This window comes from Nitrobacter sp. 62-23, from assembly GCF_001897285.1.
GTDB lineage: Bacteria > Pseudomonadota > Alphaproteobacteria > Rhizobiales > Xanthobacteraceae > Nitrobacter.
This window is the reverse complement of record NZ_MKSM01000003.1, coordinates 1-13490: the sequence shown is the minus strand read 5'-3', so window position 1 is coordinate 13490 and position 13490 is coordinate 1. Positions and strand designations below refer to the sequence as shown.

The 13490-nt window shown below is 62.3% G+C and carries 12 protein-coding genes and 2 pseudogenes (1 of these 14 running past the window's edge); 8 read left to right on the top strand and 6 right to left on the bottom strand.

Going from position 1 to position 13490, the window contains the following annotated elements; all coding sequences use genetic code 11:
• Window positions 1-1080 (top strand): annotated as a pseudogene (locus BGO16_RS00310) (ATP-dependent Clp protease ATP-binding subunit) (it extends 1205 nt beyond the left edge of the window).
• A gap of 461 nt (window positions 1081-1541) precedes the next feature.
• Here BGO16_RS00310 and rplI read toward each other — a convergent pair.
• The 4 genes from rplI to rpsF all read right to left on the bottom strand — a co-directional run bounded on the left by rplI (window position 1542) and on the right by rpsF (window position 4106).
• The gene (gene rplI / locus BGO16_RS00305) at window positions 1542-2150 is read right to left on the bottom strand and encodes a 50S ribosomal protein L9 (RefSeq protein WP_292616068.1); all 609 of its coding nucleotides are present in this window, start codon (window positions 2148-2150) and stop codon (window positions 1542-1544) included.
• Between the two features lie 42 nt (window positions 2151-2192).
• Window positions 2193-3179 (bottom strand): hypothetical protein, encoded by a 987-nt coding sequence (locus BGO16_RS00300; RefSeq protein ID WP_292616065.1) that lies wholly within the window; start codon window positions 3177-3179, stop codon window positions 2193-2195.
• Window positions 3180-3423: 244 nt separating this feature from the next.
• Window positions 3424-3663 (bottom strand): 30S ribosomal protein S18, encoded by a 240-nt coding sequence (rpsR, locus tag BGO16_RS00295; protein WP_009799569.1) that lies wholly within the window; start codon window positions 3661-3663, stop codon window positions 3424-3426.
• A 5-nt stretch (window positions 3664-3668) separates the two neighbouring features.
• Window positions 3669-4106, bottom strand: coding sequence for a 30S ribosomal protein S6 (rpsF, locus tag BGO16_RS00290; protein WP_292616063.1), 438 nt, complete (start codon window positions 4104-4106; stop codon window positions 3669-3671).
• Between the two features lie 357 nt (window positions 4107-4463).
• Here rpsF and fabD point away from each other — a divergent pair, with 357 nt between their 5' ends.
• From fabD to gmk, 7 genes are all read left to right on the top strand, one after another.
• Window positions 4464-5417: an ACP S-malonyltransferase gene (gene fabD, locus BGO16_RS00285; protein ID WP_292616061.1), complete on the top strand. Its 954-nt coding sequence runs from the start codon at window positions 4464-4466 to the stop codon at window positions 5415-5417.
• A gap of 555 nt (window positions 5418-5972) precedes the next feature.
• Window positions 5973-6710: a 3-oxoacyl-[acyl-carrier-protein] reductase gene (fabG, locus tag BGO16_RS00280; RefSeq protein ID WP_292616059.1), complete on the top strand. Its 738-nt coding sequence runs from the start codon at window positions 5973-5975 to the stop codon at window positions 6708-6710.
• Between the two features lie 276 nt (window positions 6711-6986).
• On the top strand, window positions 6987-7226 hold the full coding sequence (locus tag BGO16_RS00275; RefSeq protein ID WP_006610957.1) for an acyl carrier protein: 240 nt from the start codon (window positions 6987-6989) through the stop codon (window positions 7224-7226).
• A gap of 94 nt (window positions 7227-7320) precedes the next feature.
• Entirely contained in the window at window positions 7321-8586 is a 1266-nt protein-coding gene (gene fabF, locus BGO16_RS00270) for a beta-ketoacyl-ACP synthase II (RefSeq protein ID WP_292616057.1), read from the top strand.
• Window positions 8587-8711: 125 nt separating this feature from the next.
• Window positions 8712-9989, top strand: a complete 1278-nt coding sequence (gene mltG / locus BGO16_RS00265; protein WP_292616055.1) for an endolytic transglycosylase MltG — start codon at window positions 8712-8714, stop codon at window positions 9987-9989.
• A gap of 129 nt (window positions 9990-10118) precedes the next feature.
• Window positions 10119-11006, top strand: a complete 888-nt coding sequence (locus BGO16_RS00260; protein ID WP_292616053.1) for a YicC/YloC family endoribonuclease — start codon at window positions 10119-10121, stop codon at window positions 11004-11006.
• 3 nt (window positions 11007-11009) lie between these two features.
• A complete protein-coding gene (gene gmk, locus BGO16_RS00255) occupies window positions 11010-11669 on the top strand; it encodes a guanylate kinase (RefSeq protein ID WP_292616051.1) in 660 nt (219 codons plus the stop codon).
• Window positions 11670-11672: 3 nt separating this feature from the next.
• On the opposite strand, the gene BGO16_RS00250 is transcribed toward gmk, so the two are convergent.
• Window positions 11673-12692, bottom strand: a complete 1020-nt coding sequence (locus BGO16_RS00250) for a hypothetical protein (RefSeq protein ID WP_292616049.1) — start codon at window positions 12690-12692, stop codon at window positions 11673-11675.
• 174 nt (window positions 12693-12866) lie between these two features.
• Window positions 12867-13421 (bottom strand): annotated as a pseudogene (locus BGO16_RS00245) (zinc-binding dehydrogenase); the annotation flags it as partial.
• Window positions 13422-13490 lie beyond the last annotated feature (69 nt).

The window sequence follows — 13490 nt, the reverse complement described above, 5'->3', positions numbered from 1 at the left end:
ACGATCGCGGCCATGGCCCGTATCCCGCCGAAGAGCATGTCGAAGGACGATGCCGAGGTTCTCAAGCACCTCGAGCAGACGCTCAAGCGCGTGGTGTTTGGTCAGGACCGAGCGATCGAAGCCCTGACGGCGTCGATCAAGCTGGCGCGCGCCGGCCTGCGCGAACCGGAGAAGCCGATCGGCTCCTACCTGTTCTCCGGCCCGACCGGCGTTGGCAAGACCGAGGTCGCCAAACAGCTTGCGGAGGCGCTTGGGGTCGAACTGCTACGTTTCGACATGTCCGAATACATGGAGCGTCATACCGTTTCGCGATTGATCGGCGCGCCTCCCGGCTACGTCGGTTTCGATCAGGGCGGCCTGCTGACCGACGGCGTCGACCAGCATCCGCATTCCGTGGTGCTGCTCGACGAAATCGAGAAGGCGCACCCGGATGTCTACAACGTGCTGTTGCAGATCATGGATCATGGCCGGCTCACCGATCACCACGGCAAGCAGGTCAACTTCCGCAACGTGATCCTGATCATGACCACCAACGCAGGCGCCTCCGATATGGCCAAGGCGGCGTTCGGCTTCACGCGTAACAAGCGGGAAGGGGACGATCGAGAAGCCATCAACCGGCAGTTCTCGCCTGAGTTCCGCAACCGGCTCGACGCTACTGTCTCGTTCGGGCATCTCAGCACCGAAGTGATCGGCATGGTGGTCGAGAAGTTCGTGCTTCAGCTCGAAGCCCAGTTGGCTGACCGCTTCGTGACGATCGAACTGTCCGAGTCTGCCAAGGCGTGGCTGATCGAGCACGGGTACGATGAGCAGATGGGTGCGCGTCCGATGGCGCGGGTGATCCAGGAGCACATCAAGAAGCCGCTGGCGGACGAAGTGCTGTTCGGCAAGCTCAAGGGCGGCGGCCATGTTCGCGTCGTCGTGGTCAAGGACGAGGCTGTCGCGGGCGTCGATCTCGAGAAGATCGGTTTCGAGTTCGTCGAGGGACCGGTCACGCCCAAGCCCGAGAACCTTCCGGGCGGCGCCCGCAAGCGCAAGCCAAAGCCCGGCGACGGTATCTCGAAGGAACCGCTCAAGGTTTAAAGGTTTACCGCAAACGATCAAACGGCCGGCATAGAGTGCCGGCCGTTTGATTTTTGGACAGGTCGCATTGCCCGAAGCGGGGCAAAGGCTAGAACCGGACCACAATAGCGTTTCTGGCGATGATGCATCTCCTCACGCTCAACCCGGGGAGGACATAACGGTTAGAGTCCGTTTTACCCGCGTTGAATCAGATTGATCGCCTATCTTTTTGTGGAGCATGATCTTCTGAAAACCGGTTTCTCGAGATCATGCTCTAGAGTCTTTCACCGTTTCATGGAACAGTGAAAGGCTCTAGGCTCTTGATTTGACGCGTTTTCTTCACGCGAACCGGTATCCATCCTCGGGTCAAGCCCGAGGACATGCGTCGCTCGAAAAACGCTTTAGGCACGGAGAAAACGCGTCAACTCATAGAGGTCGCTTCCAGACACCCGAGGGCTGAAGCGTTCTCCGCTACGCGTATTTCACTTTTCCTCGGCGTTCTGCTCGTCCCCGGCTTCGCCAACATCGTCGTGCTGCGCTTCCGGATCGAAGAATTCGCCGGCGGCGGCGATCGCCTCCGCGGCGGCGTCGCGATCCTCCTGTCGGGTGCTGATATCCTCGCCGCGCTTGATGCGCTCGGCCTCGTCGGCGCTGCGGGCGACAGTCACCGCGATATAAGCTTCGACTTCGGGATGGACCGCGACCGTCAGCTTCTGCTGCCCGATCGCCTTGATCGGTGCATCAAGCCAGACCTGCGGGCGGCTGACGGTGATGCCGTCCGCGGCCAGCGCAGCCACGATGTCGCGCACAGTGACCGAGCCGAATAGCTGACCCGTCTCGGACGCCTGGCGAATGATGACGATGTCGCGGCCGTCAATCTTCTCGGCGACCTTGGCGGCTTCGCCCTTGGCCTTGATATTGTTGGCTTCAAGCTCGGCTTTCATGCCGTCATATTTGGCGCGGTTGTCGGCGGTCGCGCGCAGGGCCTTGCCGCGCTTGAGAAGGAAGTTGCGGGCGAAACCGTCCTTCACCTTCACGACATCGCCCATCTGGCCGAGCTTGGCCACGCGTTCCAGTAGAATGATTTCCATGTTCGATCTCCTTGTTCGGAGTTGAGGGAGTTTGAGTCGAGTTCACGATCGAGGTGCGAGCGGCGGGGGCATGCGCCGTTGCATGTAGTGTTGGCGAAAGCCGAAAATCGCATCGGCGATGCCGATGCCGACAATGGCGATGACGGGCCAGACAAACACCAGCACGATCGCGTAGACGCTGGTGAGCCACAGCCTGCGACCGCGTTGCGCGAGGGTGATCGTATGCAATACGGCAAAACCCATCAGCGCGTACGACATCATCAGACACGCGGTGACGATCTGGGCCAGGATCGCCGGCAGTCCGCCGACGAAGCACAGCGCCAGCGCCACCGTCGTCGCAACCAGCGCCATCGGCGGAAGCGTCGTCGTCTTCATGTCGGGCCAGGGGCGTCGCAGCCGGCCCGAGGCGGCGGTGACCTTGGCTGCGAGCCATACGTTGAGCGTCAACGTCGTCATCGCAATCGTTGCGGCGGCGGCGGGAGCGATCGCCACGAAGGCATCAACGACCTCGGAGGTCCGATCACTTGATGCGGAGTCCTGGGCGTCGACGATGCGCATCAATCCGTGGCGCAGCGTCTCCGTAATCGTCGATGCGTCGGAACCGAGCGTGAGCAGCGCGGCAGTCGTGGTCAGGGCGGCGAAGCACGCGATCCAGACCAGAATGCGTCCGAGCGGATACCAGTCAACCGGTGGCGGCCCGGCCGGCGTTGCGCCGATCTTTTGCGGCGGCGCATCAGCCGGGGCAGGGCGGCCGAGCAGGACCAGATGCCCGAGCCACCACGCAGGCAGCGCGACTGTCAGCACGAAGGCGGCGGAATAGGGCGGACCGAACATGGCGCCGAGACCGACGCCGGCCAGGGCGCCGCCGATTGCCGCGCTGGTCGGTCCCCATCCCATCGCCGCGACCATCAATGGCAGCGGGGCCAGATAGAACAGCAGCAGCGAGACGAGCGCTCCCGAAATGATCGAGGCGAACATCAGCGCCGAGGCGCAGCCGGCAGCGGCTGCGATGAGGAGATTCATGACCATCAGCTGTCCCGCTCCCTTCGAGCGGTTAGAGGTTTTTTTTGAACCCCAACCATCGGCGACCGGCGGACTATCCGGAAGCCTTATGAAAAATGGCGGACGGCGGCGTGAACGCCGCCGCCGATCGTCAATGAGATTCTGATCCCATTCGTTGAATCAGACGCCAGCCTGTCTTTTTGATTTGAGCATGATCTTATCCGAAAACCGGTTTCCGCTTTTCGGGATCATGCCCTCTAGCGCATACCCTCTAGCGAATGACGTAAGGAAGCAGGCCGAGGAATCGCGCTCGCTTGACGGCGCGCGCGAGTTCACGCTGCTTTTTGGCGGATACCGCCGTGATGCGGCTCGGCACGATCTTGCCGCGCTCGGAGACGTAACGCATCAGCAGCTTGGAATCCTTGTAGTCGATCTTCGGCGCATTCGAACCCGTGAACGGGCAGGTCTTGCGACGGCGGAAGAACGGACGGCGAGCACCGGCATCAGCCATGATTCTTACTCCTCAACCACTGGGCTGGCATCTTCGCGCGGGCGACGCGGACCGCGGTCGCCGCGGAAGCCGCCGCCGCCTTCGCGGTCACCACGGAAACCGCCGCCGCGGTCGTCGCGCTCGGCCTTGCGCATCATCGCCGAGGGGCCTTCCTCGTGTTCTTCCACGCGGACGGTGAGATAGCGGATGACATCCTCGTGGATGCGTTCCTGGCGCTCGATTTCGTTGACCACCGTGGAGGGGCCGTCGATGTTGAGCAGCACGAAATGCGCCTTGCGGTTCTTCTTCATGCGATAGGTGAGCGAGCGCACGCCCCAGTTCTCGGTCTTGGTGACCTTGCCGCCCAATCCGGTGATCACGCCGGTGATCTGGTTGGTCAACTCCTCGACCTGCTGGGAGCTCGCATCCTGACGCGCGAGAAAAACATGCTCGTAAAGAGGCATGGGTGTCCTTTCCTCAAGTTGGCGCGAATCTCGGCGGCAAGCCCTTCGAGACCTTCGGAAAGGACTCGGGAATAAGCTCAGAAGGCGGAAGCACGGGACGACGGACCGACGGGTCCTGCCGCATCAATATCGCCTGACAACGTGAAATTGGCAGATGAAATTGCTGAGACCGTCCGTTCAGCTCCCGGCCGGGATCCACGGATGGCGCGGACTTATACGGATTTTCAACCCAAAGGCAAGGGAACGCGGTGCGGTTCCCCGCTTCTTCCTGGATTGTCCGAACCGCCTTGACCCGCGCCCCGTCTTGACATCATCCGACGCGCGGTGTCTCTCGCCCCGATTCAAGGGGGCAATTCCATGACGGCGGCATTTACCTTTCCCGGTCAGGGGTCTCAGGCCGTGGGCATGGGCAAAGCGCTCGCCGAGGCCTTTCCCGCCGCGAAAGCCGTTTTCGACGAGGTGGACGCCGCTCTCGGCGAGAAACTGACCGCTGTCATCTGGGACGGACCCGCCGAAACCCTGCAACTGACGGAGAACGCCCAGCCGGCCTTGATGGCTGTGTCGATCGCCACGCTTCGCGTGCTTGAGGCGGAAGCCGGATTTTCAGTGGCGCGCGATGCCGCCTTTGTCGCCGGACACTCGCTCGGGGAATACTCGGCGCTCGCGGCTGCGGGCAGCCTGAGCGTCCCCGACACGGCGCGGCTATTGCGGACGCGCGGTCTCGCCATGCAGAAGGCGGTCCCGGTGGGCGTCGGCGCGATGGCGGCGTTGCTGGGTCTCGATTACGAGGCCGCCGTGGCGGTTGCCGACGAAGCCGCGCAGGGCCAGGTCTGCCAGGCCGCGAACGATAACGGTGGCGGCCAGGTCGTCGTGTCCGGCGACAAAGCGGCGGTCGACCGCGCAGTCGAGATCGCCAAAAGCAAAGGCGCCAGGCGCGCGATGCTGCTGCCGGTATCTGCGCCGTTTCACTGCAAGCTGATGCAGCCGGCGGCGGATGTCATGGCGGAGGCGCTGGCCAAGGTCACTGTCAACAGGCCGGTGGTGCCGGTGGTTGCGAATGTCACCGCCGGTCCGGTCAGCGATCCCGACACGATCCGGAAACTTCTGGTGGAACAGGTCACCGGCACGGTGCGCTGGCGCGAAAGCGTGGCCTATATGGCCGCTCACGGCGTGACGCATTTCCTGGAAATAGGTTCGGGCAAGGTGCTTACAGGCCTCGTGAAGCGTATCGCGACGGGCGCTGTCGGCGTCACGGTCGGTGGTCCCGGCGACATCGCAGCCGCCAGAGATGCGATCGCCGCCACGCGCTGAGATCAAGAGAGGCTCAGACGCCGCAGGGCTTGCTATGCGCGTCAGCCGGCGAAACTCAGTCGGGCGGCCTCAGCGTGCTGTTGATCCAGCCGCTCGCCGACGTTTGGAGCGGGTCGGCTTCTGTCTCGCAATGCGGGCATCGGCGGATTGGCCTTGCGGCAGTTGCGGATTTGTCCAACGGCATAGCCAAACCGCATAGCGGACAGGTGTTTTGCCGCTCCTCATTCACGAGCAACAGCCAAGCACGAACGCTGTACAGGGCGAGCGCACAGACAATCAGGATACAGACAATCAGGACAAAAAATTGAAGCGCGCACATCGCAATCACCTTCCATGCATGCGATGGAAGCAGAGCGGATGTGGTTAAGGGTGGTAAGAGCTTGCGACCTGAATTGACGATGAATCTGCATCATGCCAGCGCAGTTGAAACCTGCTCGTTTCCTGCGGAACGGCCGGAAGATCGCGCAGGGTTATTGACGAGCGGTATTTCCTTGCGGCAAACGGGGCACGATTTGCGGTTTTTATTTTAACTCGGGAATCTCCAACGGGGGCGATATGTTCGATTTGAGCGGCAGGGCCGCGCTCGTGACTGGCGCGACCGGTGGAATCGGAGGCGCCATTGCGAAGGCGCTGCATGCGCAGGGTGCGACGGTCGCAATTTCCGGCACCCGGCGCGAGGTGCTGGAGGCTCTGGCGGGGTCGCTTGGCGAACGCGTCCATGTGCTGCCCTGCAACCTGTCCGAGACGGCGGAAGTCGAGGCGCTGGTGCCCGAAGCCGAGAAGGCGCTGGGGCAGGTCGATATCCTCGTCGCCAATGCCGGCATCACCCGGGACAATCTGTTCGTGCAACTGCGCGACGAGGATTGGGACGATGTCATCCGGGTCAATCTGACCGCAACGTTCCGCCTGGCGCGCGCCGCGACCAAACTCATGATGCGCAAGCGCTTCGGCCGTATCATCGCGATCACCTCGGTGGTCGGGGTGACCGGCAATCCCGGACAGGGCAATTACACCGCATCGAAGGCGGGGCTGATCGGCATGATCAAGACGCTGGGCGCGGAATACGCCAAGCGCGGGGTGACGGCCAACTGCATCGCACCCGGATTTATCGCGACGCCGATGACCGACGCGCTGAACGACAAGCAGCGCGAGGCGATATTGACGAAAGTCCCGGCGGCGCGGCTGGGGACGCCGGAGGATATCGCGGCGGCGGCGGTCTATCTGAGTTCGAACGAAGCGGCTTACGTGACCGGACAGACCATTCATGTCAACGGCGGAATGGCAATGATTTGAGGGGTTTTTGGCCCATCCGCCGGGGGCTTGTGGTCAAAGCTTTCGATGTGTGATAACCGGACGAATAACGGGTGGGTGAAGAACGCCATTGCAGGAATTTGAAACCCCGTATATTGGCGGTGCGGAGACTGCCGTCGTTTGCCGGTCCGCACCCCTCTCAAGGCGGAACAGACCGAAATTCTACACGACTGCAATAGCGACAGGAACTAGCTGCTTAATGCTCCACGATGGCTGGTTTTGCGGTCGGGTCCAATTGAACAAGCGCGAGGTTTGATAATGAGCGAGATTGGCGAGCGGGTTAAGAAGATCGTGGTCGAGCACCTTGGCGTAGAGCCCGAGAAAGTCGTCGATAATGCCAGCTTCATCGACGATCTCGGCGCCGACAGTCTCGACACCGTCGAACTCGTGATGGCCTTCGAGGAAGAATTCGGCTGCGAAATTCCCGACGACGCGGCGGAAACGATTCTGACCGTTGGCGATGCCACCAAGTTCCTCGAGAAGAACGCGAAAAGCTGACGCTCTCGCGCGGTCTTGATGAAGCCGGGCGGACCGTGACGGAACGGTCCACCGGCTTTTCCTTATGGCTGGCAAGGAGGCGGGAGTTTTTCCTATGAGGCGCGTCGTCGTTACGGGTATGGGCATGGTGTCGCCGCTAGGCTGCGGCGTTGAGCCGACCTGGAAACGAATCCTCAACGGCGAGAGCGGCGCGAAGCAGATCGAAACCTTCGACGTTGCCGACCTGCCGTGCCGAATCGCCTGCGTCGTTCCGCGCGGCGACGGGACTGACGGAACCTTCAATCCCGACCAGTGGATGGAGCCAAAGGACCAGCGCAGGGTCGACGATTTCATCATCTTCGCAATGAGCGCCGCGAAGCAGGCGCTCGACGATGCGAATTGGCATCCGGCGACCGAGGAGGATCGTTGCGCGACCGGCACCCTGATCGGTTCCGGCATCGGCGGCCTTTCCGGAATCGCCGACACCGCGGTCCTCATGAAGGAGCGGGGAGCGCGCAAGGTGTCGCCGTTCTTTATTCCGGGACGCCTTATCAATCTCGCTTCGGGCTACGTGTCGATCGAGCATGGACTGAAGGGACCGAACCATGCGGTGGTGACGGCCTGTTCGACCGGCGCGCATGCGATCGGTGATGCCAGTCGCCTGATCGCATTAGGCGATGCCGACGTCATGGTTGCGGGCGGCGCGGAGTCGCCGATCTGTCGCATCGGCATGGCGGGCTTCTGCGCGGCGCGCGCGCTGTCCACCGGATTCAACGACACGCCGCAGAAAGCCTCGCGTCCCTATGACAAGAATCGCGACGGCTTCGTGATGGGAGAGGGCGCGGGGATCGTTGTCCTCGAGGAGTACGAGCACGCACGGCAGCGCGGCGCGAGAATCTACGCCGAGGTGACGGGTTATGGCCTGTCGGGAGATGCCTATCACATCACCTCGCCTTCGCCTGACGGCAACGGCGCATATCGCAGCATGAGCGCGGCGATGAAGCGCGCAGGGGTCTCCGCGTCGGACATCGACTATATCAATGCCCATGGCACGTCGACGCAGGTCGGCGATGAAATCGAACTGGGCGCAGTCGAGCGTTTGCTTGGCAACGCCGCATCAAGGATTTCGATGTCGTCGACCAAATCGTCGATCGGTCATCTGCTCGGCGCGGCCGGCGCGGTCGAGGCGATTTTCAGTGTCCTTGCGATTCGTGACAACGTCGCGCCGCCGACAATCAATCTCGATGATCCTTCCGTGGAAACCGCTATCGATCTCGTCCCGCACAAGGCACGGAATCGTGAGATCAATGTGGTGCTGTCAAACTCGTTCGGATTCGGCGGCACCAATGCGTCTGTTATCATGCGGCGCATCGCCGATTAACGCGTGACGGTAGCAAATCCACCGTTTCGCCGCATTCAATGATAAATCCTAGTAGCGGGCGTTTGCTGTGGCTGGGGCAAGGAATCGCCGGCCGCGATTGAACCGATAGGATTCAGGTTACATCGATGACTGAGAGACCGCCCATTTCTCCGCGCAGTCCGCGTGCCGCACTCGAACCGGAACAAGTGCCGCCGCCGCCGAAGCGCTCCGCGCGTGCGCGCAGTCCGCTGGTGATAGCCGGCAACGCGATCATCACGCTCGTGCTGATCGGGATGCTTGGCGTTGGCGGAATCTATATCTACGGCAAGCAGAAGATCGAGGCGCCCGGACCGTTGCAGGAAGACAGGATCGTCAACATTCCGGCGCGGGCTGGTATGAGCGACATCGCGGAGATTCTTCAGCGTGAAGGCGTGATCGACGACAATCGCTGGGCGTTTTACGGAGGCGTGTTCGCACTGAAAGCGAGCGCCGGCCTCAAGCCGGGCGAATATGCGTTCCAGAAGAACGCCAGTCTGCGCGACGTCATCGGCACCATTGTCGAAGGCAAGGTGGTGCAGCATCTCGTGACGATTCCGGAAGGCTTGACCTCCGAGCAGATCGTCGCGCGGCTGTCCGAGAACGAGATTTTCTCGGGGACCATTCGCGAGATTCCGCGGGAAGGCACGCTGCTGCCCGAGACCTATAAATTCCCGCGAGGAACGAGCCGTGAGCAGGTGATCCAGCGCATGCAACAGGCGCAGAAGCGCGTACTCGCGGAAATCTGGGAGCATCGCACCCCTGATACGCCTGTCAAGACGCCCGAACAGCTCGTCACGCTCGCATCGATCATCGAAAAGGAAACAGGCAGGGCGGATGAGCGCAGCCGGGTCGCGGCGGTGTTCGCCAACCGCTTGAAGCAGAAAATGAAGCTGCAGTCCGATCCGACGATCATCTATGGCCTGGTCGGCGGCAAGGGAACGCTGGGACGGCCGATCAGGCGCAGCGAGATCGCGCAACCGTCCCCGTACAATACCTACGTGATCGACGGGCTGCCGCCCGGACCGATCGCGAACCCCGGCCGGGCCTCACTCGAAGCTGCGGCAAATCCGGCGCGGACTCGCGACCTGTTCTTCGTCGCGGACGGCACCGGCGGGCACAGCTTCACCGAGACCTACGAGCAGCACCAGAAGAACGTCGCCCGGCTTCGGACCATGGAAAAGCAGATCGAGAACGATACGGCCGAGCCGGCGGACGATCCGCCGCAATCGCCCCCGCAGTCGACATCGCAGCCACCGGCGGCGGCAACGGCACCGCCAGCGGCGGATGCGGACGTGGTGGAAGAGAAGCCTGCCGCTAAACCAGCGCCGCGGAAACGGACCCGGCCGGGCGCGACGAATCCTTCGCGGAATACGATCCAGCAATAGACGCCGTATGTCACGCGGCGACCGGGTTTGACCCGGAAAGCGGATTTCACTTCGCTCGGAAACACTCTAACGTGGGAACGTCCGTTCCCACGAATTTCAGATCTAAAACGCTTCGGAGAAAACCACGCGATGGCGTTGTCGAGCATGACCGGCTTTGCGCGAAGCCACGGCGCCAGCGGGCCTTATGCGTTCGAATGGGAATTGAAATCGGTGAACGCCAAGGGATTCGATTTTCGAACACGGCTGCCGCAGGGCTGGGACGATATCGATGCAACGGTGCGCAGGCGGTCGGCCCAGGTGTTGGCTCGCGGCACCGTCTACGCCAATCTGACCGTGAAGCGCAGCAATGCCGCTTCCGTCATACGTATCAACGAGGACGTGCTGGCGTCTATCCTGAAGGTCGCCGCCGATTTGTCGGGCAGGATCGATGCGGTCGCGCCCAGTATCGACGGATTGCTGTCGATCAAGGGTGTTCTTGAAGTCGTTGAACCGGAAGCGAACGAGGTGGAAGAGCAGGCCGCGAAGGCCGCCGTCGCCGAGGCTTTCGAACAGGCATTGCTTAGCCTGATCGATATGCGCGAGCGTGAGGGCGTGGCGCTCGGCCAGATCCTTTTGCAGCGGATGGATGAGATTGAAGGTCTTGCGTGCAAGGCGGAGGCCGTGCCCGGCCGGCGGCCGGAAGCGGTGAAAGCACGGCTCGCCGAACAGATAGCCGCACTGCTCGAGACATCGGACCGCTTCGATCAGGACCGGCTCAATCAGGAAGCCGTGTTGATCGCCGCGAGGGCCGACATCCGCGAAGAACTCGACCGCATTGCCTCGCATGTTTCGCAGGCGCGGGAATTGATCGGAGGAGGCGGCCCGGTCGGACGGCGGCTCGATTTTCTCGCGCAGGAATTCAACAGGGAAGTGAACACCTGCTGTTCGAAGTCGAACGACCTCGAATTGACCAACATTGGCCTTGCGATGAAAAACGTCGTCGAGCAGTTTCGCGAACAGGTCCAGAATTTGGAGTGATCGATGGCTGCTCACCGCCAGAGCTTCGATGGAGTTGAACGGCGCGGCCTGATGTTCGTGCTGTCGTCGCCTTCCGGAGCGGGCAAGACCACGCTGTCGCGGCTGTTGATCGAGCGTGTCCGGGGTTTGACCCTGTCGGTCTCCGCCACCACGCGACCGATGCGGCCGGGCGAGGTCGACGGACGCGACTACAGGTTCGTCGACAATGAGGCTTTCGAGCAGATGGTCCAGCGCGGTGAGTTGCTGGAGTGGGCCAGAGTATTCGACAATCGCTACGGTACGCCGCGCATCCCGGTGGAGGAGGCGCTGTCATCAGGTCGTGACGTGCTGTTCGACATCGACTGGCAGGGTACGCAGCAATTGCGCGAGAAAGCCCGAGCGGATGTGGTCAGCGTCTTCATTCTGCCGCCGTCCGCGGCCGACCTCGAAAGCCGTCTGCACACCCGCGCCCAGGATTCCAACGATGTCATTCGCGGACGAATGGACCGCGCCGCGCATGAACTGAGCCATTGGGCGGAATACGACTACATCGTCATCAACCAGAATGTCGATGAAGCCTTTGCCGAGGTGCACTCGATCCTGAAAGCTGAGCGGCTCAAGCGCGCACGCCGTACGGGGTTGACGGCGTTCGTGCGCGAACTGCAGAAGCAACTCGAGTCATAATCGCTACGTCGCCGCTCCGCGCGAGGCTCGCGACAGGAGTTCCATGATGTCGCGCGATTGCGCCTCGATCTCCCTCCGCGCGCGGAGAGGATCGCGGGCCGGTGTCGGCGCGACGTCGGTAGTACGCCGCTGCCATGGCGGAACGAGCCCGGTATCGACCACGTCCCCTCTAGCTTCCGATCGAGGAAGGGTGCGCATGACGTCGCTCAGGCTTCCCAACCTGACGATCGCAAATCCGAGAATTCCCGCGAAGCCCAGGGCGATGGCCAGCCCGCCCAGTAGGAACAGTATCGAATACGACGCTGGCTCGGATTCCGGAGCGCGGACGATGCCGACGGCGGGGCCGGGCTCGCTGCGTTCGGCCAGGAACTGCGGAGCTGGCGCGGTTGCGACCGCGGGCGGCGTCTGATCGTTCTGCAACTGCGGGTCGGACGTCACGGTTTCCGGCGCGGTCGGCTGTTGTTGCTCCGCCATCTGGATCGGCGGAGCCGTGGTGTTTGCCGGATCGGGCCAGCGCGCGGTCACGGCCGCTGGCGCGGTATCGACGGTCTGCGCTTCGGCTGACGGAGCCGTGTCGGCTGGCGAGGGGCTGGTGCTCGCCTGCTCATGCACACTTGTGGAAGTCACACTTGTGAAAGTCGTGTCGGCCGGCGGCGAAGAGCTGGCGTTGGCTTGATTGCGCGCCACGTCGTCGAATTCCGCGCGGGCGTTGGCGACGGACGGTTGCAAGGATGGCGCCGCAGGCGTCTCGGCCAGTTTGTCCGGCGCCGGAGCAGGTGATCGCGGCTTGGCAGCAGGTTTCTGGGCGATCTTGCCGCGTTCTGCGCTGAGGTACCAGCATTGACGTTTCGTTCCCGGCTCGATGCGATAGTACCAATGGCTACCGCGCGGAGTTGTGGCTTTCGGACCCGGCAGGCAGCTATCGTCCGCGCGTGCCGGACCGTGCGCGGCGATCGCGAGCATGCTGCCGGCGAACGATGCGATAAAAAAGGTTGAAAGCAATTTCCCCGAACGGTTTGACATGAGCATCCCCGGTAAATGACGAGATGAACGCGATGGCGTTTTCGCCAAATTGTCAGGAAATACTGGGGTCGCATTGCGCCACAAATCCGGAAGGGCTGAGGCTTAATTGAGGCTGGCGGCGCGCGAGACATACTCGTTTTGCGAGTAGGGTGTCGTGCTCGTCCGGTTCGTCCGTCAATTCTTGAACACGACGCGGCCAACCACCTTGCCAGCCCGCAACTGCTCCATCCATTTCCGGGCGTCACCCATCGGCTCCTCCCTCACAGGGGGCGGCTTGATCCTGCCGGATCGCGCCAGCGCCATTACCTCCCGCGCCTCGGCAAGTGTGCCGACCATGAAGCCTTCAATGGTCATGCGCTTGTAAATCCATTGAACGATCGGGAGGTTGGAATTGCCGCCCATCAACCCTGAGACCACGATCTTTCCGCCGCGAGCGACGGTCGAGACCGCAAAGTTCAGCGATTTTTCGCTGCCGGCGAAATCGACGACAGCGTCGAAGCCTCCGTCGTTTTCCTTGATGATGCGCCGGGCGATATCGGCTTCCGATGGGTCGTAGGCGACCGCCGCGCCGTTCGCAAGCGCGGTCTCCCGCGCAGCCGCGCTCAGGTCCGCGACCGATACCTTCTGCTTGAACATGGCTTGCGCGAATGCAAGTCCCATTATGCCGACGCCGCCCAAGCCGATCAGAAGCAGGTTGCGCTGGCGCGGCCGGTCGACGAGGCGCTTTAGGGTCGAGACTCAATTGGCCGTCCACCAGGTTATTGCGGCAGCGATGCAGACGGCCGACATGAAGATGTC